Here is a 23155-nt window from a genome sequence, read left to right on the forward strand (position 1 = left end):
CTCAGATCTCACTACCAGCGGTAGGTCAGCTTGCCGATGGCCTTGCGTCCCTCCGCATAGAAGCAGCCCGCGAGGCTGTAGCAGGCGGCGACATAGCGCGTGTCGGCGAGGTTGGTGACGTTCAATGACAGCCGCCAATTATCCCTGTTATAGGCGAGCAGCGCATCCAGCACGGTCGACGCTCCAACCTTGAACGTATTGGGGTCATCGCCCCAGGTCGCGCCGACATGGCGGATGCCACCACCGAATTGAACGCCGGCGAGCGGCCCGTTCTGGAGCGTGTAGTCGCTCCACAGCGAGGCGCGGTTGAGTGGCACGGTGACCGGCGCCTTGCCGATATTCACCGGATCCTGCGTGATCACGGCATCGACATAGGCGTAGGCCGCACGCAGGTTCCAGCCGTCGGCGAGTGACATGGTGCCCTCGAGCTCGATGCCGCGCGATTTCACCTGTCCGGTCTGTTCGGCGAAGACCGACCCGGGCGCATAGGTGACGACGTTGTCGCGCGTCAGGTCGAAGGCCGCGAAGGTGAACAGCGCGTTCCAGCCGAGCGGCTGGTATTTGACGCCGACCTCGTACTGGACCCCCGTTTCGGGATTGAGCATTTGGCCGCCCGGCCCCGTCGCCAGCACCGGCAGGAACGATTCCGAGTAGCTGAAGTACGGCGCGATGCCATTGTCGAAATTGTACATCACGGCGGCACGGCCGGTGAAAGCCGAGGCATCCTTCAAGACCGACGTGTTGGCGATACCGCTGTCGACCTGCGTCGTCACGAAATCCTGGCGGCCGCCGAGCTGGAACGAGAGCCGGCCGAGCTTGATCTGGTCCTGCGCGTAAAGGCCGACCTGCGACTGCTTGACGCCGGTGTTGTCGCTCATGGCGCCGACGGTCCAGTCGTAGCTGTAGACCGGATTGAAGACGTTGATCTCGGGGGCCGAGGTCGTGACGCTGAAAGCAGTGTCGCGGAAGGTGGTGTTGCGATAGTCGATCCCCACCATCGTGGTGTGGCTGAGGATGCCGGTCGCGAACTTGCCCTGGAGCTGGTTATCCACCGCAAAGGAGTTGATGTAGGAATTGCTGGTGCTTCCGTACCTCGCGAGCTGTCCCGCGGCCTCGTCGGTATAGCCGCCGCCGTAAAACACCTTCTCCTCGTTGTGCTGATAGGCGTAGCGCAGGTTCTGCCGGAAGGTGATGTTGTCGGTGAAATCGTGCGAGAGCTGGTAGCCGGCGGTCGCGATCTCTGTGTTGAAGGCATCGAAGCTCGGCACGCCCGCGAAGAACGAGACCGGGATGGTGCGGCCGTTGTTCGGCCACACCGTGCCTGACGCCGGCAGGAACTGGAGGCCCCACCCTGCCCGGTCGCGCTGGTAGTTGGCGAGGAACGTGATGGTGGTGTCCTCGTTCGGCTTGAAGGTGACGGCGGGCGCGATGAAGACGCGGTTGTCCTTGCTGAAGTCGACCTGGGTTTCACCATCGCGAACCACGCCGGTCAATCGCCACAGGACGGTGCCTTCCTTGTTGGCGGGACCGCCCATGTCGAACTGGCCCTGATAGCGGTTGAAGCTGCCGCCGGAGACCGAGACTTCGCCGAACTGCTGCGCGGTCGGCAGTTTTGTCACGTAGTTGAGCAGGCCGCCGGTGCCGCTGCCGCCATACATCGCCGAGGACGGTCCCTTGAGCACCTCGAGGCGCTCGGCACCGTAGGGATCGAGGCCATTGAAATGCACGTAGTTGCTGGAGGGAATCCGCAAGCCGTCGATGTAGAGGCCCGGCATAGTCATGTCGAAGCCGCGGATCTGAAGGCCGCCGAAGCGGGTGTCCGAGCCACCATTGACGTCGCCGCTGACGCCGACGGTGTAGCGCAGGGCTTCGCCGATCGAGACCGCGCCCTGGTTCCTGACCTGGTCGGTGGTGATGACGGAGATCGACTGCGGCGTTTCGATCAGCGGCGTATCGGTCTTGGTGGCGGTGCCGCTACGCGTCGCGACGAAGCCGCGCACCGGTCCGCCGGCGCGTTCGCCGGTGGGGCCGTTCGACGCGGATTGGGTCGGAGCGCCCTGTTGCGCCGGAGCGTGACGGCTGCTGCGTGCGGCACGTGTCCTTGCCGTTTGCCGCGATGAAGCCGTTGCAGCGGGACGAATGCGCTGGGCTGGAGCCTCGACGGCGACCGAGGGAATCTGCGCTTGTGCTCGCGCGGAACCGATGGGAACGATGAGAGCGAAGGTGCTCGCGGCTCCGAAGAAAAGCACCTGAATCAGTCGAAGTCGCGCGTCGGAACGCGAAGGAAGTTGGAAGTCTGTCACGTCGTTCGAGGCCCCACGCACCGCCGGCTTCGCCGGTATCGTTTTTGATGTCTCGCCCTAACGCAGGCGTTTTCGGAGCGCGATAGGAACCGCGTTAGAACCTCTCCAGAGCTGTGCGCAGCACCTGCGGCGAATGCGCTCAGGCGCGATCGCCTGTTCGCAGACGTTTTGAACTAGACTAATTCAAATAAAGCTCAGCTATGATGAGCGCTGTTCGATCGGTGTGGGAGATGATGATGGCGGAGTCCGGGTTCGGCCGGTTCATGAAGGACCACAGGGAGTTTTTCAACGCGCTCGCCGATGATGGATGGCGCGCTGTCCCCGGCTATGTCGGTGTCGAGGAAAAGATCCTGTCTGGCCGCTTCGATCATCCGGCGCGGACGGGCGCCGTGACGCGACTGTCGCGCTGGGCCGCCGGTGCCTCGGTGGAGCATCCCGTCTCGCATGAATGGTGCGAAGAGGTCTTCCTGATTTCGGGCACGCTGTCGATCGGCACCGCGTCACTGGAAGCACGGCGGCTGGAGCCCGGCACCTACGCCGTGAGGCCGGCCCATGTCGAGCATGGACCGTTCTTCACCCGCGATGGCTGCCTGATGATCGAATTTCTCTATTACCCGCCGGCTGCCTAGCTCTTACAGCACGAGCTTCCGCCGCCCTCCTCATCGCCCGCAAGGACGCTACGGCTGTTACGTTCAGGCGGGATGTCGCCGGCCGCATTCGCCGAAAAGAAGCCGGTCGGCTTCAGCATGAAGCCGGCATATTCGACCGGCATGATCGGAAAGTCCTCGGGCTTGCAGATGTGGGTGTGGCCAAAGGAGTGCCACAGCACGATGTCTGTATTCTCGATGTTGCGGTTCTGGGCTGCGTAGCGCGGCAGGCCGTCGCCGCCGGCATGGACGTTGGGATAGTCGCCGCTGGCGTATTTCTCATCCGCATCGAACGCGGTGACCCAGACGTGCTTGGTCGCAAAGCCGCCGCGCTTGCGCACATAGCTGCCCTCCTGCGCCAGCATCAGCGGGCTCGGATTGACGACAAGCTTGTAGGCCGGCGCATTGCCGACCGAATTGGTCTCGTTGGGATTGCTGATCTTCCAGAACCGGCCCGTCTCGCCGTTTGCAATGGCGGCCGCATCGCGCTCACGCGACAGCACGCGCGTCGTGGTGTCGAAGGCGTTGCCATGCGGATTGTCGTGACCCCAGGGCCGCGGCACGAAGTCGTGCTCCGTCACCGTGTTGCCGCCGCCGTCGAGATCCATGTGCAGACGCACGTTGAAGAAATGCTGGTGCGTCGGCCCGCCGAGATTGTCGTCGACCATGCCGCCCCATTTGTACTTTTCGCCTGATAGCACGGCGGCGGTCTGGATGATTCCGGTGAGTTTTGTTTCGAGCTGGATCGTGCCGTCTTGGTAGAGATACCAGTAGAAGCCATAGTCGTAATTGCCGACGGTCGCGAAGAACGAGACCACCAGGCGGCGCGAACGGCGGACCTCGAACAGGCCGTTGCGGAATTCGTAGTGTTTCCAGGCTATTCCGTAGTCTTCTTCGTGCATGCAGATGGCGTTCTGCATGACGAAGGGTGCCCCTTTGTTATCCGCGGCCGGCACGTCGAAATAATGGATATTGCCGAGGCAGTCGCAGCCAAGCTCGAGCGCGTTCGCTAGCATGCCGAGCCCGTATTCGCCGGCATCGAACGCCGACTTCCAAAAGTGGTTTGCGGTCGGATCGGCGTAAGGCACCACCATCTCGGTGACGCTGGCGCGATGGATCAGCGACCGCTTGCGCTCGCCGTCCTGATAGCTGAGCTGATGCAGCACAAGGCCCTCGCGCGGCGTGAAGCCGACGCGAAAACTCCATTTCTGCCAGTCGACCTTCCAGCCGTCGACCTTGAAGCTGGCGCCCTCGGGCTGCTCGATATGCAGCGGCCTGATGTCGGTGCGCGGGTTCGCGACTTCATGGGCGCCATAGTTCCGCTTCTTGCGCGGGATCGGCACGATCGGATCTGCGTCGGTGAGATCGATGACCTTGCCGCCGATGAGGTCAACCACGGCGATTACGCCCTCGATCGGGTGCGCGTAGCCGTTGTCCTGAAGGTGCTCGCGGAAGAAGCTGACGGCGCGCACGATGCGGGCGCCGCGCTCATACTCGAAATCGAAGAAGCCCGAGGAAAACGGATCGACCTGAATCAGCTCGATATCCCTGTCGGTGAGCCCGCGCCGGACCATCGCCGCGCGCCAGCCTGGATCGGCCTTCACCACGGCCTCGCATTTGAAGAACTCTTCCAGCATCACCGGCGGCTGGCCATAGGGCGCCTCGCGGTTCGGAATGACTTTTCGCGTGACGATCTCGTTGCGGCCGAGATCGACGATGTGCTCGATCGCCTCGCCCGTCGTCACGTCGAGCGTCAGCGCGAAGGCGCGGCGCCCTGCTCTATCAGCGGCCAGCTCCTGCTTGGTCGGCTCCTCCAGCCGCACCGTCGGGAAGCGGCAATTCTCGGGCGATTTGGCTGCCGCACGCACCAGCGTGCAGGCCGCCGTGATCTCCTCCGCGGTCAGCGGATCGAGCGCATGCGGCGCGACGGTGTGCGATTTGGCTTTGACGGTATCGAGCATGGGAATGTCCAGAAGTCAGGCGAGATGCGTGGTGATGGCGCGGAAGGCGGCGAACCAGCGCTGGTCGATCGGCACGTCCATCGCCTTCGGCTGGGTCGCAAGCTTGACAATGACGGTGTCCGCGTCGAGATCGACATAGAGGTGCTGACCGTGGATGCCGATCGCGGTGAGCGCGTTGCGTGCTGGATCGATCGTGAACCATTTGCTGCGGTAGCGCGCGCCCGGGAAGAACTCGGCGAGATCGCCGTCGGCCCAGGCCTTGGAATCGCCGTTCTCGCGGATGTCGTCGATCCACCAACCCGGCACCACCTGTCGGCCCTCGACCACGCCGCGGCAGCGGATCATCTCGCCGAAGCGGAGCAGATCGCGCGCGGTGAATGAGAGACCGCCGGCGATACGGCCCATGCCGTGGCTGTCGAGCGTGAGGGAGCCGTCGTCCTCGGCGCCCAAGGGCTGCCAGAGATATTCGGAGAGGATGCGGTGGTACGGCATGCCGCAGGCCCGCTCATAGACCCAGCCAAGCACTTCGGTGTTGGGCGAGACGTAATGAAACACCTTGCCGTGCGGCTTACCGGTGCCACGCAGCGTGGTGAGATAGGCACGCTGGTGGCCGGGCTCGACGCCAGGCGGCGGCACGTCCCAGCCCGAAGAGAAGCGATAGCGCGCGACGTCGCCGGCGGGGTCCTCGTAATCCTCCTCGAACTTGATCGCGACTGCCATGTCGAGCAGGTTGCGCACGGTGCAGGTGCCGTAGACGGACGTCTCCAGCTCCGGCACGTAGCGCACCACCCTCGCCTCGGGATCGAGCAAACCGCGCGCGGCCAGGATGCCACCGAGCGTACCGGCAATGGCCTTGCTGATCGAGCAGATCAGATGCGGCGTGGTCACGCTCATGCCGTCGCCGTACCATTCGTGGATCAGCGCGCCCCGGTGCATCACGAGGAGGGTATCGGCAAAGGTTTCGCGGAGCATGGTTTCGATCGTGGTGGGCTTACCGTCAGGTGCGGTGAAGCTGAGCTTTGCCAGCTCACGCGGCGCGCTCTTGATGGGCGTCGGCTGCGCCGAGCGACGCACCTCGGCGGTCGGCAACACCTCGCGGGTGTGGGTAAAGCCCCAGCGTATCGCGGGAAAGCTGCGCCAGTTGGCGCGCGTCACCTGGGCCTCGGGTGCGGGCGGGCTGCCACGCATGATCTCGGTCGGTCGCATCTCGATCCCTCCGGCCATTCCAAACCCCGGTGTCGGGACGACTGGAGAGGAAGACTGCACAAAGGCCGCGTTGAGCGTTATCGAGATCCGGCAATATTTTGCTGGACTCGGGCGTGGGGCATGCCAGTCTGGCGTAGCTCTTGCTAGTTCTCGGCTGGCAAATTCTGACGTTCGGTCATGGCCTTAAGCGCAACTCTTCCGATTCAAGACTCGGCTTCCAATCTGCTTCAGGCGAGCAGCACGGATGTCGATGAGCATTGCGCCACGCTCGGCCGCTGGCGGCTGAGCTATGACCAGATCAGCGCAGGCGCCTTTCGAGGCAGCTTTACCCAGCTCTCCTTGCCCCGGCTCGAGGTGTTCCGCGAGATCACCAGCCAGCAGGTGCGCCAATACGGCCAGCTCGGCCCCGACAGTTTTGGCATCGGCCTGCCCTGGGACGGCGACGGCGAACTCAGCTGCAACGGGACCAGTACCAACGGAGCCCGCGTGCTCGCCAGCATCGACGCCGAGATCGACATGTGTACGCCAAAGGCCTTCGAGCTGCGCGGCGTCGTTGCCAGCACGGTGTTGATCGCGGAGCTTGCGGCCCGGCTCGATATCGAGCTGCCGCGCGCCGTCTGGCACCAGTTGCGGGTGATCGAGACGGCGGAAGCGCCGGTCGCGCGGCTGCGCGCCCATCTCGCCGCCATTCACGAGACCATCGCGACCGCGCCCGAGCGCTTCGACGATCCGATTGCCCGGCAGGCGCTGGAAGACGCCCTCCTCGTCGAGATCATGGATATGCTACCGACGGCGCGCCCCTGCGATCCCGGCCGCAGCTCGGCGGCGCGCAAGCGCACCGTCGATCGTGCCCGCGAGTTGATGCATGGCAGCGGCGAGCGCGCGCTGTCGCTGTTGGAGGTCTGCAAGGCGGTCGGCGCGAGCCCGCGCAAGCTCGGCTATTGCTTCCAGGAAGTTTTGGGCACGAGCCCGATGTACTATTGGCGCGCGATGCGGCTGAACCGGGTGCGGCGCGACCTGAAGCGCGCCGCTGATGCGTCGGTCTACGACGTCGCCGTGCAACACGGCTTCTGGCACTTCAGCCAGTTCTCGCTCGACTACAAGCGCCACTTCTCCGAGCTGCCCTCGGAGACACTGCGGCGCGCCAGGCTGGTGGCCTGACGCCTATCAGCGATGCCGCAGCCGGCGGTTGACCCGGCGTGCCAGATAATCGCCGGCGCTCTGGACGAGCTGGACCAGCGCGATCAGCACGACGACGACGGCGAGCATCATCTCCGGCATGAAGCGCTGATAGCCGTAGCGGATGCCGAGGTCGCCGAGACCGCCGCCGCCGACCGCGCCGACCATGGCGGAGTAGCCGAGCAGGCTGACCACTGCGAGCGTCAGTGCCAGCAGCAGGCCCGGCAGCGCCTCGGGTATCAGCACCTTGAACACGATCTGGATCGGGGAGGCCCCGAACGAGGACGCGGTCTCGATCAGGCCGCCGTCGACCTCGCGGATCGCAGCCTCGACCAGGCGCGCGATGAACGGCGTCGATGCGATCACCAGCGGCACGATCGCTGCCGTCGAGCCGATCGAGGTGCCGGCAATGAGCCGGGTGAACGGGATGATGGCGACAACCAGGATGATGAAGGGCGTCGAGCGGGTCGCGTTGACGACGATGCCGAGCACGCGATTGACGAGCGGAGCCGCGAACAGCTCGCCCTTGCGGCTGGTGGCGAGGAAAACGCCGAGCGGCAGGCCGAAGGCGGTGCCGAGAGCCGCCGCGATGCCGACCATGTACAGGCTCTCGAAGGTGGCCTGGACGATGAGGTTGATGAGTTCAGGCGACATAGCCGAGACGCTCCGCCGGGAATTGATATTGAGAGAGCCAGGCGAGCGTGCGCGTCACCGCGTCCTCGCCGCCGGAAATTCCGAGAGGAATACCGAGCGTCAGCGAGCCCACATGCTGGCCGCCGATCTCGTCGATGCGGGCCGACAGCAGCGATACGTCGAGGCCGAGTTCGCGGGCGAGCCGCGCCACCAGCGTATCGCCGGCCCCTGCCCCGCGCACCTGAACGCGGATCACGGCCTGCCCGCCCGCAGCAGGCTCCGCCACGATCCGGCTCGCCAGCGAGACCGGCAGGCTGTCGCCGATCACCTCGGCCAGGAAGGACTGTGTGATCGGATGTTTGGGATGGGTGAAGATGTCGGCGACGTGGCCGCTCTCGACGACATGGCCGGCGTCGAGCACCACGACTTCCCTGGCGAGCTGACGCACCACGGACATTTCGTGGGTAATCAGCACGATGGTGACGCCCAATTCGCGGTTGATGTTGGCGAGCAGATCGAGGATGGCGCGCGTGGTCTGCGGATCGAGCGCGGAGGTCGCTTCGTCCGACAAGAGCACGTCCGGTCGCGTCGCCAGCGCGCGGGCGATGCCGACGCGCTGCTTCTGGCCGCCTGATAGTTCTGATGGATAGCGGTCGTGCTTGTCGGCGATGCCGACCAGCGCGAGCAGCTCGGCGACACGGGCCTTGATGTCGGCTTTGGCCCAGCCGGCGATCTCGAGTGGCAGCGCGATGTTGTCGGCGGCGGTTCGCGACGACAGCAGGTTGAAATGCTGGAAGATCATCCCGATCGAGCGCTGCGCCAGCCGCAGCTCGCGGCCTGCGAGCGCGGAGATGTCCCTGTTATCGACGATGACGCGTCCGGTGGTCGGCTTCTCCAGCCCGTTGATCAGGCGAACCAGGCTCGACTTGCCCGCGCCGGAGCGGCCGATCACGCCGGTGATGGAGCCGCGCGGAATGGCGAAGTCGATATTCTCGAGCGCGTTGACGCCGGGCTTGCCGCGATAGGCCGGATAGGTTTTTGAGATGGCTTCGAAGCGGACCATCGCGTCCGACGCAGTCGCGGCAGGTGAAATCGCTTCGGGCGGCGCGATCGGCTGTCCGATGGCAAGCGATTGGTGGGCGTTCATTGAGAGGGCTTTCATGCACAATAGTTCTCTCGCCCGCCCCAAAAGGCAAACGAGAGCCGGGTCGCATCAGCGACTGGAGGCGGGGCAGCAACAAATCGCCTCGGAGGGCACCGCGCTGCACCGCAGCACGCACCATCGCCTTTTCCAGTCTTTGTTGCAATTTCAGATATTTGCGAGGGGATGGACGAAGTTTCTCCAATCCCTCGCGAGAGAAGAATATTCCTTCGCCGGGGCTATCAGCCTCCGCCGAGGCTCACCGTGCCATCTGCAACCAGGGCAGCACGATCAGCAGCAATCCGGCGAAATAGAGCAGCCCGAACAGCAGCCCAAAGCCCCAGAACTGGCCCTTCCCGATATAGCCGCTGCCAAAATACATCGGCGCGGGCCCCGTCGCGTAAGGCGAGATCACGCCCATTAGGCCGAGCGAATACATGCAAAGCATCGCGAGCGTGGTGACCGGCAGGCCGGGGATTCCGGAACCGACCGCGAGCACGACAGGCAGCACGGCCGCGGCGTGCGAGGTGATGCTCGAGAAGAAATAGTGGATCCAGAAGAATAGCGCGACCAGCAGGATCATCGCGGTGGACGGCGACAGCCCCGCGAGCGGCTTGGCGTATTCGGTCGCGAACCATTTGATGAAGCCGATCTCGTTGAGGCCGGAGGCCAGCGTCAAGAGCGAGGTGAAATAGAAGAACACCTCCCAGGCGCTCTTCTCGCTGACGATGTCGGCGAACTCGATCACGCCGGTGACCAGCATCAGCGAGATCACGATGAAGACGACGGTCGTGGCGTTGACGAAGTTGGAGCCGAGCACGGGCACGTGGATGTCCGGGCTCGAGCCCGCGATCCACAGGAACATCGCGAGGATGATCAGCGCCAGCATGATCCACTCGTTGCGCGACATCGGGCCCATCTCTGCGAGCTCTTTCGCCGCCCATTCCGAGATCTCGGGGCTGCGCTTCACCTCGGGACGGCACACCGCATAGCTGAGCAGCGGCACGATGATCATCAGCAGGATGCCGAGCGGTGCAAAACCCATGAACCACTGCGCCCAGCTGACCTCGACGCCGGCGGTCTTCTTGGCAATCGCCAGCGCCGCCGCATTGGGCGCGAGCGCGGTGAAGAACAGCGAGCTGGTGATGGCAGTGGCCGCGAACGCGGTCCACATCACATAGGTGCCGATCTTGCCGGCGGTCGGCCCGGGCTCGGAGCCATAGATGCGCGGGATGTTGGAGATGATGGGATAGACGATGCCGCCGCTGCGGGCGGTGTTGGAGGGCGTTGCGGGGGCGAGCAGGAAGTCCGACATCGCGACCGCATAGCCGAGGCCGAGCGTGTTGCTGCCGAGCCGTCGCACAAGCACCAGCGCGATGCGCCGGCCGAGCTGGCTCTTGCGATAGCCGATCGAGAACACGAAGGCGCCGACGATCAGCCAGACCGTGCTTTCGGCAAAGCCTCCCAGCATCCAGCGCAGCGATTTGCCGGGATCGGGGTCGATATAGCCGGCGACGCCGGCGACCGTGAGGCCGATGAAGCCGACCGCGCCGACCGGCATCGATTCCAGGATGAGCCCGGTGATAACGGCCGCGAACACGGCAAAATAGTGCCACTGATTGACGTTGAGCCCTGTGGGCACCGGCCACAGATAGATCGCCAGCCACACCACGAGTGGCGCGATCAGCTTCCAGCGAAACCCTTTTGCCTCCGGCGCCTGCGAACTCGTGGCCATGGGCCCTCCCCCTCGATTGTCATCGCATCATGCCGCCCGTTGGCCGGGCCGTTCTTGTCCCTGCGCGGCGTATACGGACTGTGTGCGGCCTGATCAATGGCCGGTTCTGTTGCCCGGTGCCAGAGGTTCCGTGGTGCTCACAAATGCCCGGTGCGCCGGTGTTCCGGCTCGCCGCCGTCGACCGGAAAGCGAATGGTGGTGCCGATGGTGATCCAGTTGGCATTCTCGCCGGTGATGTTACGGCCATAGATCACGTCGACGGAAAAGATCTCGTTCGGGCGGTAGCGCACGCCGGTCTGGAAACGCGGCTGCACGACGCTTGCGATCTCGGCGGCGCCGGCCTGCCCATAGGTCTCGATCGTCCATTGCAGGGTGTCGGTGAACTTCCAGTCGAGGCCGATGCCGTAGGTCAGATAGTGACGGTCCACCGTGCGATCCCAGAGCCAGCCGCCATTGACGTTGATGCGCATGGTCTCGGACAGGCGGAAGGTCGCGGGGATGACGGCAAAGGCGGTCAGCGCCTCGCCGGTGGCCGCATCGAAGGAGCCACCGCCATAGGCAGACAATCCCCATCGGCCGATGCCGGTCGGGATAAAATTCGTCTTGGCTTTGGGAGCAATGATCGTGCTCCAGTCGCCATCGCTCCTCGCACGGATGGTCTGCAAGCTCAGCTCGATCGGCCTGAAGGGATCGACGACGCAGGAGGGATTGGCGACCGCCAAGAAATCGGTGTTGGAAGCAGCCGACATCCAGCTTTCGACCTTGCAGGAGCCGACCTCGGAGATATCGGCGGCATCCACCGCATAGGCGCCATTCGCGGCGTGCGCATCCTGCGCCGCGAACGCGACAAGGGCCGCGATTGCGGCGGTTATTCCGGTTTGTTTGGCCCAACCCATGGTGCGATGTTAGCAGAGTCTTCGCCTCGACAAGGCCCGGATTCTGGGACTATCCTCAAGGCATGAGTGAACATCATCACGACCACGATCACGACCATTCCGAGCTTTCGGAGACTGAGCTGCGCGTGCGCGCGCTCGAGACGATCTTGACCGAAAAAGGCTATGTCGAGCCGGCCGCACTGGATGCCATCATCCAGGCCTATGAGACCAAAATCGGCCCGCACAACGGCGCGCGCGTCGTCGCGAAGGCCTGGACCGATCCGGCGTTCAAGCAGGCACTGCTGGAGGATGGCTCCAAGGCGATCGGCACGCTCGGCCATGTCAGCCGCGTCGGCGACCATCTCGTCGTGATCGAGAACACGCCCGCGCGCCACAACATGGTCGTGTGCACGCTGTGCTCCTGCTACCCCTGGGAGATGCTGGGCCTGCCGCCGGTCTGGTACAAGGCCGCGCCCTATCGCTCGCGCGCGGTCAAGGATCCGCGCGGCGTGCTCGCCGATTTCGACGTCACGCTGCCCAAGGACATGGAGATCCGTGTCTGGGATTCCACCGCCGAGACGCGCTTTCTGGTGCTGCCGATGCGGCCCGCGGGCACCGAAGGCTGGAGCGAGGAGCAGCTTGCGGAGCTCGTCACGCGCGATTCCATGATCGGGACCGGCTTTGCCAAGACGCCGGGAGCGCCGTCGTGAACGGTGTCCACGACATGGGCGGCATGGACGGGTTCGGCAAGGTCGAAGCCGAGCCGAACGAGCCGGTGTTCCACGCGGCGTGGGAATCCCGCGTGCTGGCGATGGTGCGCGCGATGGGCGCGGCCGGCGCCTTCAACATCGACACCTCGCGCTTCTATCGCGAGACGATCCCGCCGCACGTTTATCTCTCGAGCTCCTACTACAAGAAATGGTTTCTCGGGCTCGAGGAGATGCTGATCGAGAAGGGCTACCTCACAAGGGAGGAAGTCGCCGCCGGCCATGCGATGCAGCCGGGCAAGGCGCTCAAGCACGGCAAATTCGATGTCACCCAGGTCGAGCGCATCATGGTGCGCGGCAAGTTCGGCCGCCCTGCCCCGGCGGCTGCAAGATTCAACATCGGCGATCGGGTGCGTGCCAAGAACATTCATCCGACGACACATACAAGGTTGCCGCGGTATGTGCGCGGTCATGTCGGTGTCGTCGAGCTGAACCATGGCTGCCACGTGTTTCCGGATTCGGCGGCGATGGAGCTCGGCGAGAATCCGCAATGGCTCTACACGGTCGTGTTCGAAGCCAGCGATCTCTGGGGCGCCGACGGCGATTCGACCTCGAAGGTCTCGATCGACGCGTTCGAGCCCTATCTGGACCCGGCGTGATGAGCGGCACGGCTGCGGCGGCTGCAACAGCCGCCATTCCAAGCATTCCGCGCGATGAAGAAGGCCCGGTGTTCCGTGCGCCCTGGGAGGCGCATGCGTTTGCGATGGCATTGACGCTGCATGACCGCGGCGTATTCACCTGGCCCGAATGGGCCGCAGCCCTGGCCTCCGAGATCAAGCGCGCGCAGGCCGCCGGCGATCCTGATACGGGCGAGACGTATTACCTGCATTGGCTGGCCACGCTGGAGGGACTGGTCGCGCGCAAGGGCGTGGCGTCATTGGAGACGTTGCATCGTTATCGTGATGCCTGGGATCACGCTGCGGATAGGACGCCACATGGCGAGCCGATCGAGCTGCGGGACGAGGATTTTCGGTAAGTCGCCTCCACATACTCCGTCATTGCGAGCGCAGCGAAGCAATCCATACTGTTTCTGCGGAGGTAGTCTGGATTGCTTCGTCGCAAGAGCTCCTCGCAATGACGGCAGTGGGCGTAGCGCTACCTCGCCGCCACATACTCCCGCCACCCCTTCGCCCGCAGGCTGCACGCCGGGCACTCGCCGCAGCCATAACCCCAATCATGCTGCGCGCCGCGTTCGCCGAGATAGCAGGTGTGGGAGTGCTCGCGGATGAGATCGACCAGCCCGTCGCCGCCGAGGTCGTGCGCGAGCTTCCACGTCGCGGCCTTGTCGATCCACATCAACGGCGTGTGCAGCTCGAATTGTCGGGCCATGCCGAGCGAGAGCGCGGCCTGCATGGCGCGGATGGTGTCGTCGCGGCAATCGGGATAGCCGGAATAGTCGGTCTCGCACATGCCGCCGACGATGTGGGTGATGCCACGCCGGTAGGCCAGCGCCGCAGCAAACGTCAAAAACACCAAATTGCGGCCGGGCACAAACGTATTGGGCAACCCGTCGGCGCCCATCGCGATCGCGACGTCGCGCGTCAGCGCCGTCTCGGACACGGCGGCGAGCGTCGGGATCGACAGCGTATGGCTCTCGCCGAGTTTGGTGGCCCAATCCGCGTGCAACCCCTTGATGCCGTCGACCAGCCGGTCGCGGCAGTCGAGCTCGACGGCGTGACGCTGGCCGTAGTCGAACCCCAGCGTCTCGACGCGCGCGAAGCGGCTGAGCGCCCAGGCGAGGCAGGTGGTGGAATCCTGGCCGCCGGAGAACAGCACCAGCGCGGTTTGTGATGAAAATGCGTCACTCATGGCCCGCGCTTTAGCACTGTGGAACGTATCAGCCAATCGGTGGAAATCGGCCCGTTCCAGCGCTCCCCGCTGGGAACGGCGGCCCGCTTTTGGCATAAGGTTTGGGACCCAGGAGACTGCCCCGCAATGACCCCTTCCCGCGACATTTCCCGCCTGATCGAGATCATGGCGGCGCTGCGCACGCCGGTGACTGGCTGCCCCTGGGACCTCGAGCAGAATTTCGCGACCATCGCGCCCTATACGATCGAGGAAGCCCATGAGGTGGTCGACGCCATTGACCGCGGCGATCTCGATGATCTCAGAGAAGAGCTTGGCGACCTCCTGTTGCAGGTCGTGTTCCATGCCCAGATGGCGTCAGAGCAGAACGCGTTCGCCTTCGGCGACGTGGTCGAGGCCATCACCCGCAAGATGATCCGGCGCCATCCCCATGTCTTCGCCGACAAGGACGGCAATCTCACCCCACATCACGTCAAGGAAGTCTGGGACCGCATCAAGGCCGAGGAGAAAGCCGAGCGCGCCGCACGCCGGCCGCCGGAGGCAACCCCGTCGCACAAATCGCTGCTGTCGGGCGTGAAGGCCGGCCAACCGGCGCTGACGCGCGCCCTGGAGCTGCAGCGCAAGGCTTCCACCGTCGGCTTCGACTGGAACGACCCGCGCGCGGTGCTGCAGAAGATCCGCGAGGAAGCTGACGAGATCGAAGCCGCGCTCGATCGCAATGACAAACGTGAGATCGCGGAAGAGACCGGCGATCTGATGTTTGCGCTGGTCAACCTCGCACGGCATGTCGGCGCCGATCCGGAAGCCGCCCTGCGTGCGACGAATGCGAAGTTCGAGCGGCGGTTTGCCTATATCGAGCGGTCGCTGGCGGCGCAGGGACGCTCTCTTGAGGACGCGTCGCTTGCGGAGATGGATGCGCTGTGGAATGCGGCCAAGACGGCCACCTGATACGAGGGCGCTCCGTGGAAATCAGGCAAGACGATCCGAGGGCGCCACATGTCGCCGATCTGCTGACACTTCATTTGGAAGAGCTACGCAGCGTCATGGGCGAGCACGCGCAGGCGCTGGACGCGAGCGGTCTTTCGGCTCCGACCGCGACGTTCTGGACCGTCTGGCAGGGTGATATGCTGGTTGGATTTGGCGCGCTCAAACAACTGGACGACACACATGCGGAGGTGAAGTCGATGCGCGCCGCGCCTGCCGCGCGCGGGTCCGGAGTCGGCCGCACGATCCTGCAGCACATCATCGCCGAAGCCCGCAAACGAGGCTATGCGCGTCTCAGCCTGGAGACCGGCACGGCACCGCTGCATGCGCCCGCCGTCTCGCTCTACCGCAGTGCTGGCTTCCTGCGCTGCGATCCGTTCGCCGACTATCAGGCGAGCCCGCACAACCAGTTCATGAGCCTCGATCTGTCCAGGTGATCTTCTTAGTCGGTTGGACCGCCCGCATTTGATCCAGATATAGGTCAGCACCTTTTCCCGAATGCAGCGAGGCGGTCCTGCCAAAGCGTGAGGCCGGCTGCTCACCTCAGCCATGAAATCGTCACGACCGGCAGTCTAAGGTTGAGCAATGGAGCCCGCGCAGCCGAACCCCAACGGCAGGTGATGCGATGCCGCTCAAGCACTATTCGGTCCTCAAGGGACGCCCGATCGCGATGCGTTTCGGCACCGGCCAGTCGCCGCACTATCAAGTCCATGTCGTGGCCGACAACGCGGATTTCCGCATCGCCGTCAATGTGCAGTCAGCCGACGGAAGCGAAGTCGAGTACCTGGTGCGATCGCATTTTGTCCATCCGATCACCGATCAACTCGCAGCGCTGCCGGAGGGCCTGCACCCGCAGCAGCCGAAGCCGGGCAGCATGGCGTTGGACTTCATTCGCGGCAATCTGATGCAGCCGCAGGAGATGATCCCGCTGCCGCTGTCCGTGCCCGGACCGGACAATGACCTCAACGAGAAACTCGACCAGTTCGTCCAGCGCGCGCTCTCGAACGAAAGCGCGATGGTGTACGCATTCGGCGAGACATGGGGGCCGGAGCCGAAGGCGGACAATTATTTCGGCTTTCGGCCGGGCCGCGGCATTCACGACATCCATATGAACCAGGGCAATCCAACCGGACAATTCTCCGGCGACAACGGGCCGTGGCAGGACGGCGGGCTCGTGTTCGAATTCCCGGATCAGAAGCTCTGGACGGCGGTCTTCCTCAAATTCCAGACGCAGGCCTGGCACACCGACGACAAGACCGGTAATCCCATCGATCTCGGCGGAGGCACGCCGACACAGCCGCCGGATCCGACGACTCCTCCGACCGGGCAAATGCCTGATGGCCTCGTGCGGATCATTGCGGCACTCGTCAACGCCGTGAAGACGCCCGAGCGGGAAGTCGTCACGCTGCTCAATACGGCCGATCGCGACATCGATCTCACCGGCTGGATGCTGGCCGACAAGCAGAAGAACAAGATGGTCCTGTCAGGGAAGATCTCGGCCGGGGGCACGCTCGCCGTCGTCGTGCAGAAGCCGATGGAACTATCGAACCAGGGCGGCATCATTTCGCTGCTGGACGAGCGTGGAATCAAAATCCACGGCGTCGCCTATACCAAGGCGCAAGCGAAAACCCCGGGCCTGACCATTCCGTTCTAGTGTTCCGAGTCACAAGCCGTCAGAGGCACGCACGCAAGGAAGTCCGCCGCTAGCTCGCTGTCGTCGGCTTACTCTGAAAATGCGTAGCCCGAATGGAGTGAAGCGCAATCCGGGACCGGTTCGTCGAGACGAGAATCCCGGATTACGCTTCGCTCCATCGAGGCTATGAAGTGCAGCTTACGCGGACAGACGCGGCACGGCGTCGAACCTGGACACCACGATATCCCGCTTGGTCTCGTCGACCCGCACGGTCATGTCGAAGCGGCCATCGTGCAGCTCTTTCGCCAGAACTTCCGCATTGCGGTGCAGCCAGCTGATGCCGGCGCCGTCTGCGGCGTCGATGGAGAGGTCGAGCGTGGTGCGTTTTGCGGCGAGCCGCTCCTCGATTGCCGCGAGCAGTGCGTCGATCCCCTCGCCCGACACGGCTGAGACCAGCATCGCTGGGTGATCCTCCGGTCTGCGCGCGGCGATGTTCAGGAGCTCTTCGCGCTGTTCGGCGTCATAACGGTCGATCTTGTTCCAGACCTCGATGATGCGGCCGCTATCATCCGGGTTGATGCCGAGCTGACGCAGCACGGCGTCGACGTCGCTCTGCTGGGCCTCGGCGTCCTCATGCGAGATGTCGCGCACATGCAGGATGACGTCGGCCTCCAGCACCTCCTCCAGCGTAGCGCGGAAGGCGGCGACGAGTTGCGTCGGCAAGTTCGAGATGAAGCCGACGGTGTCGGACAACATCGCCTTGCCGCCATGCGGCAGAGTGAGCGCGCGCAAGGTCGGATCGAGGGTTGCGAACAGCATGTCGGCGGCCTGCACGTCGGCGCGGGTCAGGCGGTTGAACAGCGTCGACTTGCCGGCATTGGTGTAGCCGACCAGGGCTACGACGCGATACGGCACGCGCTGGCGGCCGGCGCGATGCAGGCGCCGCGTCGCCTGCACCTTCTTCAGTTCGCCCTCGAGTTTTGAGATGCGCTCCTGGATCAGGCGGCGGTCGGCTTCGATCTGGGTCTCGCCGGGACCGCCCATGAAGCCGAAGCCGCCGCGTTGGCGCTCCAGATGGGTCCATGAGCGCACCAGGCGCGAGCGCTGATAGTTGAGATGCGCGAGCTCGACCTGGAGTGAACCTTCCTTGGTCTTGGCGCGGCGGCCGAAGATTTCGAGGATCAAGCCGGTGCGGTCGAGTACCTTGGCGTGCAATTCCCTCTCGAGATTGCGCTGCTGGATCGGCGCCAGCGCGCAATCCATCACGACGAGTTCGACGTCGAGGCTCTTGACCAGCGCGGCAATCTCCTCGGCCTTGCCTTTGCCGATATAGGTCGCGGGCCGGATCTGGCTGATCGGTGCGATGATGGCGTCGGCAATGACGAGGTCAATCGCGCGCGCGAGGCCGGCGGCTTCGTCGAGCCGGGCCTCGGCGTCTCGCAGAACATGGCTTTCCGATTGCGCGTCGGCACTTCCCGCGCGCGCTCGCAAATAGGGGCCGACGACAAGCACCCGCCCCGTTTGCTTAGCCCCTGCCGATCGCGGACGATCGGCATCCCCGTCGAAATTCCGGGGTTCCAATCAGGTCACTCTCAAGCCGGCTGATCCTCACCGCCTTCGAACAACTGGATCGGAGCGCCCGGCATGATGGTCGAGATCGCATGCTTGTAAACGAGCTGCGAATGACCGTCGCGCCGAAGCAGCAAACAGAAATTGTCGAACCAGGTCACGATGCCCTGGAGCTTCACTCCGTTGACCAGAAAGATCGTCAGTGGCGTCTTGGTTTTGCGAACGTGATTAAGGAAGGTGTCCTGCAGGTTTTGTGCGCGGTCTGCCGCCATTGTTTTTTTCTCGCTTTGAGTTTCTTTTTATTGCGCCGGTTGCGCCCCGCTTTTGAAAATGTGGGGTCTCACCCGGTTGCCGTTCCTCATGAGATCCCCCTCGTAGGAACAGCGGTTCGATTAGAGGGCAGGACGGGTTATTAGGCAAGCCGCTTCACGCGGCAGGCCGAGCCCAATTGCCCCCGAAAAACTACGGAAATCGATGGATTTCCTCACTTATCCGCCACCGGCGGCCGCAACGTCGCGGGTTAGCCGACGCCGAGCGCCTTCAACTTCCGGTGCAGCGCAGAGCGTTCCATGCCAACAAACTCAGCCGTGCGAGAAATATTTCCTGAAAAACGGCTGATCTGTGCAATCAAATAGTCGCGCTCGAACACTTCGCGCGCCTCACGCAGTGGCAGGCCCATGATGTGCTCGCCATTGTTGCTGGTCGGCATCGCCGGCACCATCGAGCCGACGTCCTGCGGCAGCATGTCGGCGGTGATGATGACCTCGGGCCCGCCCGCAGCCAGAATCATGACTCTCTCAACGTTGTTGCGGAGCTGGCGTACATTGCCCGGCCAGACATGCGATTGCAGCACCGCCATTGCGTCCTGCCCGATCTGCCGCTTGGGCAGGCCGCTGCCGGCCGAGATCTGCTCCATGAAGTAGTCGATCAGCTCCGGAATGTCCTCGCGGCGCTCCGACAACGCGGGCACGCGGATCGGCACCACCGAGAGGCGGTGATAGAGGTCCTCGCGGAAATGGCCGGCGGCGATCTCCTCTTCGAGATTGCGCGCGGTCGACGAGATGATGCGGACGTCGACCTGCACCTTTGAGGTGCCCCCGACGCGCTGGAACGACTGTTCGACCAGCACGCGCAAAATCTTGTTCTGGGTCTCGCGCGGCATGTCCGCAATCTCGTCGATGAACAGTGTGCCGCCATGGGCTTCCTCGAGCGCGCCGGGCTTGCGCGCGTGCTCGCCGTTGGATTGCTCGATGCCGAACATCTCGTGCTCCATGCGCTCGGGCGTGATGGCGGCAGCGTTGATGACGACGAAGGGACCGTCGGAGCGGCCCGAGGCCGTGTGGAGCGTGCGTGCGGTCAGCTCCTTGCCGGCACCGGCGGGGCCGACGATCAGGATGCGGCTGTTGGCCTTGGCCGCACGCTCGATGGTCTGGCGCAGCTGGTTCATGCTGGGCGAGCGGCCGACGAGCGAGCTTGCGCTCGGTGCGAGTTGCTTCAGCTCCTTGACTTCGCGCTTGAGCCGCGAGTTCTCGAGCGCCCGGTTGGCGACCAGGATCAGCCGGTCGGCCTTGAACGGTTTTTCGATGAAGTCATAGGCGCCGCGCTTGATCGCGGCGACCGCGGTCTCGATGTTGCCGTGGCCGGAGATCATCACGACCGGCAGATCGGGATTGTCCTTCTTGACCTGCTCGAGGAGCTGCAAGCCGTCGAGCTTGGAGCCCTGCAGCCAGATGTCGAGGAACACCAGATGCGGCCTGCGGTTGGCGATCTCGGCGAGCGCGGAGTCGCTATCGCGCGCGGTCCGCGTGACAAACTCCTCGTCTTCGAGAATGCCCGCGACGAGATCCCGAATATCGGCCTCATCATCGACAATCAGAATTTCACTTGCCATGGGTCGCGCCTGTCTTGTCAGCTGCCTGTTGAGGCTTCGATTTTCGTTGAATCATTGGTCTTTTCAGCCGGCTCTTTGGTTTCAGCCGCCAGCTGTTTTGTTTCCTGCGCCGCGTCCTTGACCGGGGCGCTGGCCTGTGCTCCGGCCGCGTCCTGCGCTGTCTCGGTCGCGGTTTCCTTCACCCCTGGTGTCGGCTCGGCTCCCTCGGATTTCGCAGGCTGGCCGGAGACTGCAAAGCGCATCCGCATCCAGGCGCCGCGCTGGCCCTCCCGGAAGTCGGAGGCATCCTTCAGCTCGATGCGCCCGCCATGGTCTTCCAGCACGCGGCCGACGATCGCCAGGCCAAGCCCGGTGCCCTTGGCGCGCGTCGTCACATAGGGCTCCAGCAGCCGCGAGCGCGCGACCTTGGGCAGGCCGATGCCGTTGTCGACGACGTCGATCAGCACGTCCTCGCCCTCGCGCGAGACCACGACGTCGATCCGGCCTTTACCGAGCTCCTCCGCCGGGACCTGTTCGATCGCCTCGGTGGCGTTCTTGATGATGTTGGTGACCGCCTGCGAGATCAGCCGCCGGTCGAACTGGGCGCGCAGCGGTTCTTCCTTGAATTCTGTCTCGATATCGATCTCGGGATGGGCGACCTTCATCAGGAATACCGCCTGCCGCACGGCGTCGGCGACGTCCTCGCCCTCCATCACCGGCTTGGGCATCCGCGCAAAGCGCGAGAACTCGTCGACCATCCGGCGGATGTCGTCGACCTGACGCACGATGGTGTCGGTGCACTGCTCAAAAATCTGCTTGTCCTTGGCCTCGGTGATGGCCTTGCCGAATTTGCGGCGGATGCGCTCGGCGGAGAGCTGGATCGGCGTCAGCGGGTTCTTGATCTCGTGGGCGATGCGGCGCGCGACATCGCCCCAGGCCGAGGTGCGCTGCGCCGACACCAGCTCGGTGATGTCGTCGAGCGTGATGATGTAGCTGTCGTGCGGCTGGTTCTTCTCGGCGCTGACGCGGACCGACAGATTGCGCTCGTCTCCGTCGCGCGTGATCGTAATCTGGCCCTGCACCAGACGCTGGGTCCCGTCCCGCGCCGTTTTCATCATGTCTTCGAGCTCGGGCAGCACGTCGGAGAGCGGATGGCCGAGCGTCTCCGCCTCGGAGTGTCCGATCAGCTTCTCGGCGGATCGGTTGAGGATGCCGACACTGCCCGAGGTATCGACGCCGATGATGCCGGCGCTGGCCGAGGACAGCACCGCCTCGATGAAGCGGCGGCGGCTGTCGATGAGGTCGCTGGCATTGACGAGCTCGTCGCGCTGGCTGCGCAATTCCTGCGTCATCTTGTTGAAGGTCTCGCCGAGCTGGGCGAGGTCGCCCTCCGACTGGTGCACCGGCACCTTCACGTTGAGGTCGCCGGTCGAGACGGTGTGGGCCGCGTTCATCAGCCGCCGGATCGGCGACACCAGCGAGTTGGCAAAGTTGAGGCCGATCAGCACCGAGGCCATCAGGATGGTCAGCGCGATCACCGCGAACATCAGCGCAAAGGCGACCTGGATGCCGAGCCGGCGCGACTCGATCTGGGAATATTCGGCGACGCTGACCTCGGTCTGCTTGAGCTGGTTGACGACGTTGGGATCAAGCGGCCGGGCGACATAGAGGAAGATATCGTTGAAGGCGCGCAGACGGATCACGGCAGCAACGAAGCTCGCGTCCGGAAGCACCGCGATCTCGGGCTCGGATTCGTTGACATTGCTGAGGAAGTCCGGCGCCGGTGGCGAATAGGCCAGCCGCATGCCGGTGTCGGCGGATTCCAGGATGTTGGTGTTCTTGTCGATGATCATCGCGCCCGGCAAATTGCGCGAGCCGGCGCTGGCGGTCAGCAGCTCGCGGAACGAGCGGCGATCCTGGTCGTAGAGCGGCCGGGCATGGGCGATGTCATTGGCCATGCCGAGAATGTCGCCGCGGATCAGCTGCGCATGGTCCTGCATGTAGGCCCGCGCGATCGTCAGCGAATTCTGGATCACTTCCTTGGTCGGCCCGGAGAACAGCCGGTCGAGGCCGCGCTCGATGGTGACGTTGGCGACGACGGCAACCAGCACCGCCGGCAGCACCGCCACGATCGAGAACAGGCTGACGATCTGGACGTGGAGACGGGCGGCCGCCCTGCCCCGGCGCCGTGCCAAGATCATCTGCCAGAGCTCGCGGATGATGATGCCGACCAGCAGCAGGATCGTGGCCGCATTGATCAGGTAGAACGAGCGGACGATCTCCGGTGTCGGCTCGATCGTGGTGAGGCCTGTCAGGACCACAAAGGTCAGGAAGGCCGACCCCAGCGCCAGGACCACGGCAATCGGCGCCAGCCAGCGCCGCACCGACCAACGCCGGGGTTCGTCTGCTGGGGCCGTGTCGAAGTGTGCGGCCGAGGTGTCTGCGCTGGTCATTCCGGCAATGGGTGCTGAAAACGGGGTCCGCAGTGGGCGGATACTGATGTATTCGTACCACATTGTTGCCGAATTGCGACAATTCCGCGGCGCCCCCGCCGCGGCGGACCGGCGCATCCACAGGGGAAGCCCGTCCTGGATCGCCTACCCAATGGCGCAGATCGCCGGGAACAGAATCCCGCCATCCGGCTTGACTGCCATGGATAGAATTTTTCTCGCGATAATGGTTTCGGCCGTGCTCGTGCTGATCGCGGCCTCTGATCTCTTGGTCAACGGTCCCGGCATGCAGCCGCGCCCGTCGGAAATTGCCAACGCCCTGCCGATATCAGGCCGAGTGATCCGGTGACTGCGGCGGCAATTTAACGCGACCGCGGAACATTTCTGCCCGATCAG

General features: G+C 64.2%; 21 protein-coding genes. 9 read left to right on the plus strand and 12 right to left on the minus strand.

The window, feature by feature from the left end:
• Positions 1-11: 11 nt before the first annotated feature.
• Positions 12-2000 carry a TonB-dependent siderophore receptor gene (locus tag B5V03_RS38600; protein WP_164988570.1) on the minus strand — a complete coding sequence of 663 codons (1989 nt, stop codon included), beginning with the start codon at positions 1998-2000 and terminating at the stop codon, positions 12-14.
• Between the two features lie 506 nt (positions 2001-2506).
• On the opposite strand from B5V03_RS38600, the gene B5V03_RS38605 reads away from it, so the two are divergent.
• Positions 2507-2932 (plus strand): cupin domain-containing protein, encoded by a 426-nt coding sequence (locus B5V03_RS38605; protein WP_164988571.1) that lies wholly within the window; start codon positions 2507-2509, stop codon positions 2930-2932.
• Here the strand turns inward: B5V03_RS38605 and B5V03_RS38610 are convergent.
• On the minus strand, positions 2929-4911 hold the full coding sequence (locus B5V03_RS38610; protein ID WP_129275638.1) for a primary-amine oxidase: 1983 nt from the start codon (positions 4909-4911) through the stop codon (positions 2929-2931). The two genes, B5V03_RS38605 and B5V03_RS38610, sit on opposite strands and share 4 nt — an antisense overlap.
• 15 nt (positions 4912-4926) lie before the next feature.
• Entirely contained in the window at positions 4927-6117 is a 1191-nt protein-coding gene (locus tag B5V03_RS38615; RefSeq protein WP_129275639.1) for a serine hydrolase domain-containing protein, read from the minus strand.
• 177 nt (positions 6118-6294) lie between these two features.
• On the opposite strand from B5V03_RS38615, the gene B5V03_RS38620 reads away from it, so the two are divergent.
• Positions 6295-7278 (plus strand): helix-turn-helix domain-containing protein, encoded by a 984-nt coding sequence (locus tag B5V03_RS38620; RefSeq protein WP_129275640.1) that lies wholly within the window; start codon positions 6295-6297, stop codon positions 7276-7278.
• A gap of 6 nt (positions 7279-7284) precedes the next feature.
• On the opposite strand, the gene B5V03_RS38625 is transcribed toward B5V03_RS38620, so the two are convergent.
• The 4 genes from B5V03_RS38625 to B5V03_RS38640 all read right to left on the minus strand — a co-directional run bounded on the left by B5V03_RS38625 (position 7285) and on the right by B5V03_RS38640 (position 11701).
• On the minus strand, positions 7285-7950 hold the full coding sequence (locus B5V03_RS38625; RefSeq protein ID WP_129275641.1) for a methionine ABC transporter permease: 666 nt from the start codon (positions 7948-7950) through the stop codon (positions 7285-7287).
• Entirely contained in the window at positions 7940-9091 is a 1152-nt protein-coding gene (locus B5V03_RS38630) for a methionine ABC transporter ATP-binding protein (protein ID WP_206736242.1), read from the minus strand. The genes B5V03_RS38625 and B5V03_RS38630 overlap by 11 nt, the downstream gene beginning before the upstream one ends.
• Positions 9092-9329: 238 nt before the next feature.
• Positions 9330-10805, minus strand: a complete 1476-nt coding sequence (locus B5V03_RS38635; protein WP_129275642.1) for a DASS family sodium-coupled anion symporter — start codon at positions 10803-10805, stop codon at positions 9330-9332.
• Between the two features lie 137 nt (positions 10806-10942).
• A complete protein-coding gene (locus B5V03_RS38640) occupies positions 10943-11701 on the minus strand; it encodes a hypothetical protein (protein ID WP_129275643.1) in 759 nt (252 codons plus the stop codon).
• 62 nt (positions 11702-11763) lie between these two features.
• Between B5V03_RS38640 and nthA the strand changes: the two genes are divergently transcribed.
• The 3 genes from nthA to B5V03_RS38655 are packed head-to-tail and all read left to right on the plus strand — an operon-like array spanning position 11764 to position 13423.
• Entirely contained in the window at positions 11764-12390 is a 627-nt protein-coding gene (gene nthA, locus B5V03_RS38645) for a nitrile hydratase subunit alpha (RefSeq protein ID WP_129275644.1), read from the plus strand.
• Positions 12387-13046 (plus strand): nitrile hydratase subunit beta, encoded by a 660-nt coding sequence (gene nthB, locus B5V03_RS38650; RefSeq protein WP_129275645.1) that lies wholly within the window; start codon positions 12387-12389, stop codon positions 13044-13046. Before nthA ends, nthB begins: the two co-directional genes overlap by 4 nt.
• On the plus strand, positions 13046-13423 hold the full coding sequence (locus tag B5V03_RS38655) for a nitrile hydratase accessory protein (RefSeq protein ID WP_164988572.1): 378 nt from the start codon (positions 13046-13048) through the stop codon (positions 13421-13423). Before nthB ends, B5V03_RS38655 begins: the two co-directional genes overlap by 1 nt.
• A gap of 119 nt (positions 13424-13542) precedes the next feature.
• Here B5V03_RS38655 and queC read toward each other — a convergent pair whose 3' ends face one another.
• The gene (gene queC, locus B5V03_RS38660) at positions 13543-14256 is read right to left on the minus strand and encodes a 7-cyano-7-deazaguanine synthase QueC (RefSeq protein ID WP_129275647.1); all 714 of its coding nucleotides are present in this window, start codon (positions 14254-14256) and stop codon (positions 13543-13545) included.
• Between the two features lie 126 nt (positions 14257-14382).
• On the opposite strand from queC, the gene mazG reads away from it, so the two are divergent.
• From mazG to B5V03_RS38675, 3 genes are all read left to right on the plus strand, one after another.
• Complete coding sequence (mazG, locus tag B5V03_RS38665; protein WP_129275648.1) at positions 14383-15201, plus strand: nucleoside triphosphate pyrophosphohydrolase; 819 nt, start codon at positions 14383-14385, stop codon at positions 15199-15201.
• Positions 15202-15296: 95 nt separating this feature from the next.
• On the plus strand, positions 15297-15674 hold the full coding sequence (locus tag B5V03_RS38670; protein ID WP_245502479.1) for a GNAT family N-acetyltransferase: 378 nt from the start codon (positions 15297-15299) through the stop codon (positions 15672-15674).
• A 188-nt stretch (positions 15675-15862) separates the two neighbouring features.
• On the plus strand, positions 15863-16891 hold the full coding sequence (locus B5V03_RS38675) for a DUF2278 family protein (protein ID WP_129275650.1): 1029 nt from the start codon (positions 15863-15865) through the stop codon (positions 16889-16891).
• Between the two features lie 177 nt (positions 16892-17068).
• Here the strand turns inward: B5V03_RS38675 and hflX are convergent, their stop codons facing one another.
• From hflX to B5V03_RS38695, 4 genes are all read right to left on the minus strand, one after another.
• On the minus strand, positions 17069-18451 hold the full coding sequence (hflX, locus tag B5V03_RS38680; protein WP_164988573.1) for a GTPase HflX: 1383 nt from the start codon (positions 18449-18451) through the stop codon (positions 17069-17071).
• An 11-nt stretch (positions 18452-18462) separates the two neighbouring features.
• Positions 18463-18711, minus strand: coding sequence for an RNA chaperone Hfq (gene hfq / locus B5V03_RS38685; protein ID WP_007591126.1), 249 nt, complete (start codon positions 18709-18711; stop codon positions 18463-18465).
• Between the two features lie 248 nt (positions 18712-18959).
• Positions 18960-20330 (minus strand): sigma-54-dependent transcriptional regulator, encoded by a 1371-nt coding sequence (locus B5V03_RS38690; RefSeq protein WP_129275652.1) that lies wholly within the window; start codon positions 20328-20330, stop codon positions 18960-18962.
• 17 nt (positions 20331-20347) lie between these two features.
• On the minus strand, positions 20348-22762 hold the full coding sequence (locus B5V03_RS38695) for a sensor histidine kinase (RefSeq protein WP_164988574.1): 2415 nt from the start codon (positions 22760-22762) through the stop codon (positions 20348-20350).
• Between B5V03_RS38695 and B5V03_RS41910 the strand changes: the two genes are divergently transcribed.
• Entirely contained in the window at positions 22746-23108 is a 363-nt protein-coding gene (locus B5V03_RS41910) for a histidine kinase (protein WP_164988556.1), read from the plus strand. The genes B5V03_RS38695 and B5V03_RS41910 overlap by 17 nt on opposite strands.
• The last annotated feature ends 47 nt before the right edge of the window (positions 23109-23155 follow it).

This window comes from Bradyrhizobium betae, from assembly GCF_004123905.1.
Taxonomy (GTDB): domain Bacteria; phylum Pseudomonadota; class Alphaproteobacteria; order Rhizobiales; family Xanthobacteraceae; genus Bradyrhizobium; species Bradyrhizobium betae_A.

Excerpts from the sequence above, each read along its gene's own strand:
- B5V03_RS38605 (WP_164988571.1), top strand. The coding sequence starts at position 2,507 with ATGAGCGCTGTTCGATCGGTGTGGGAGATGATGATGGCGGAGTCCGGG.
- B5V03_RS38610 (WP_129275638.1), bottom strand. The coding sequence starts at position 4,911 with ATGCTCGATACCGTCAAAGCCAAATCGCACACCGTCGCGCCGCATGCG.
- B5V03_RS38615 (WP_129275639.1), bottom strand. The coding sequence starts at position 6,117 with ATGCGACCGACCGAGATCATGCGTGGCAGCCCGCCCGCACCCGAGGCC.
- B5V03_RS38620 (WP_129275640.1), top strand. The coding sequence starts at position 6,295 with ATGGCCTTAAGCGCAACTCTTCCGATTCAAGACTCGGCTTCCAATCTG.
- B5V03_RS38625 (WP_129275641.1), bottom strand. The coding sequence starts at position 7,950 with ATGTCGCCTGAACTCATCAACCTCATCGTCCAGGCCACCTTCGAGAGC.
- B5V03_RS38630 (WP_206736242.1), bottom strand. The coding sequence starts at position 9,091 with ATGAAAGCCCTCTCAATGAACGCCCACCAATCGCTTGCCATCGGACAG.
- B5V03_RS38635 (WP_129275642.1), bottom strand. The coding sequence starts at position 10,805 with ATGGCCACGAGTTCGCAGGCGCCGGAGGCAAAAGGGTTTCGCTGGAAG.
- B5V03_RS38640 (WP_129275643.1), bottom strand. The coding sequence starts at position 11,701 with ATGGGTTGGGCCAAACAAACCGGAATAACCGCCGCAATCGCGGCCCTT.
- nthA (WP_129275644.1), top strand. The coding sequence starts at position 11,764 with ATGAGTGAACATCATCACGACCACGATCACGACCATTCCGAGCTTTCG.
- B5V03_RS38655 (WP_164988572.1), top strand. The coding sequence starts at position 13,046 with ATGAGCGGCACGGCTGCGGCGGCTGCAACAGCCGCCATTCCAAGCATT.
- queC (WP_129275647.1), bottom strand. The coding sequence starts at position 14,256 with ATGAGTGACGCATTTTCATCACAAACCGCGCTGGTGCTGTTCTCCGGC.
- mazG (WP_129275648.1), top strand. The coding sequence starts at position 14,383 with ATGACCCCTTCCCGCGACATTTCCCGCCTGATCGAGATCATGGCGGCG.
- B5V03_RS38670 (WP_245502479.1), top strand. The coding sequence starts at position 15,297 with ATGGGCGAGCACGCGCAGGCGCTGGACGCGAGCGGTCTTTCGGCTCCG.
- B5V03_RS38675 (WP_129275650.1), top strand. The coding sequence starts at position 15,863 with ATGCCGCTCAAGCACTATTCGGTCCTCAAGGGACGCCCGATCGCGATG.
- hfq (WP_007591126.1), bottom strand. The coding sequence starts at position 18,711 with ATGGCGGCAGACCGCGCACAAAACCTGCAGGACACCTTCCTTAATCAC.
- B5V03_RS38690 (WP_129275652.1), bottom strand. The coding sequence starts at position 20,330 with ATGGCAAGTGAAATTCTGATTGTCGATGATGAGGCCGATATTCGGGAT.
- B5V03_RS38695 (WP_164988574.1), bottom strand. The coding sequence starts at position 22,762 with ATGACCAGCGCAGACACCTCGGCCGCACACTTCGACACGGCCCCAGCA.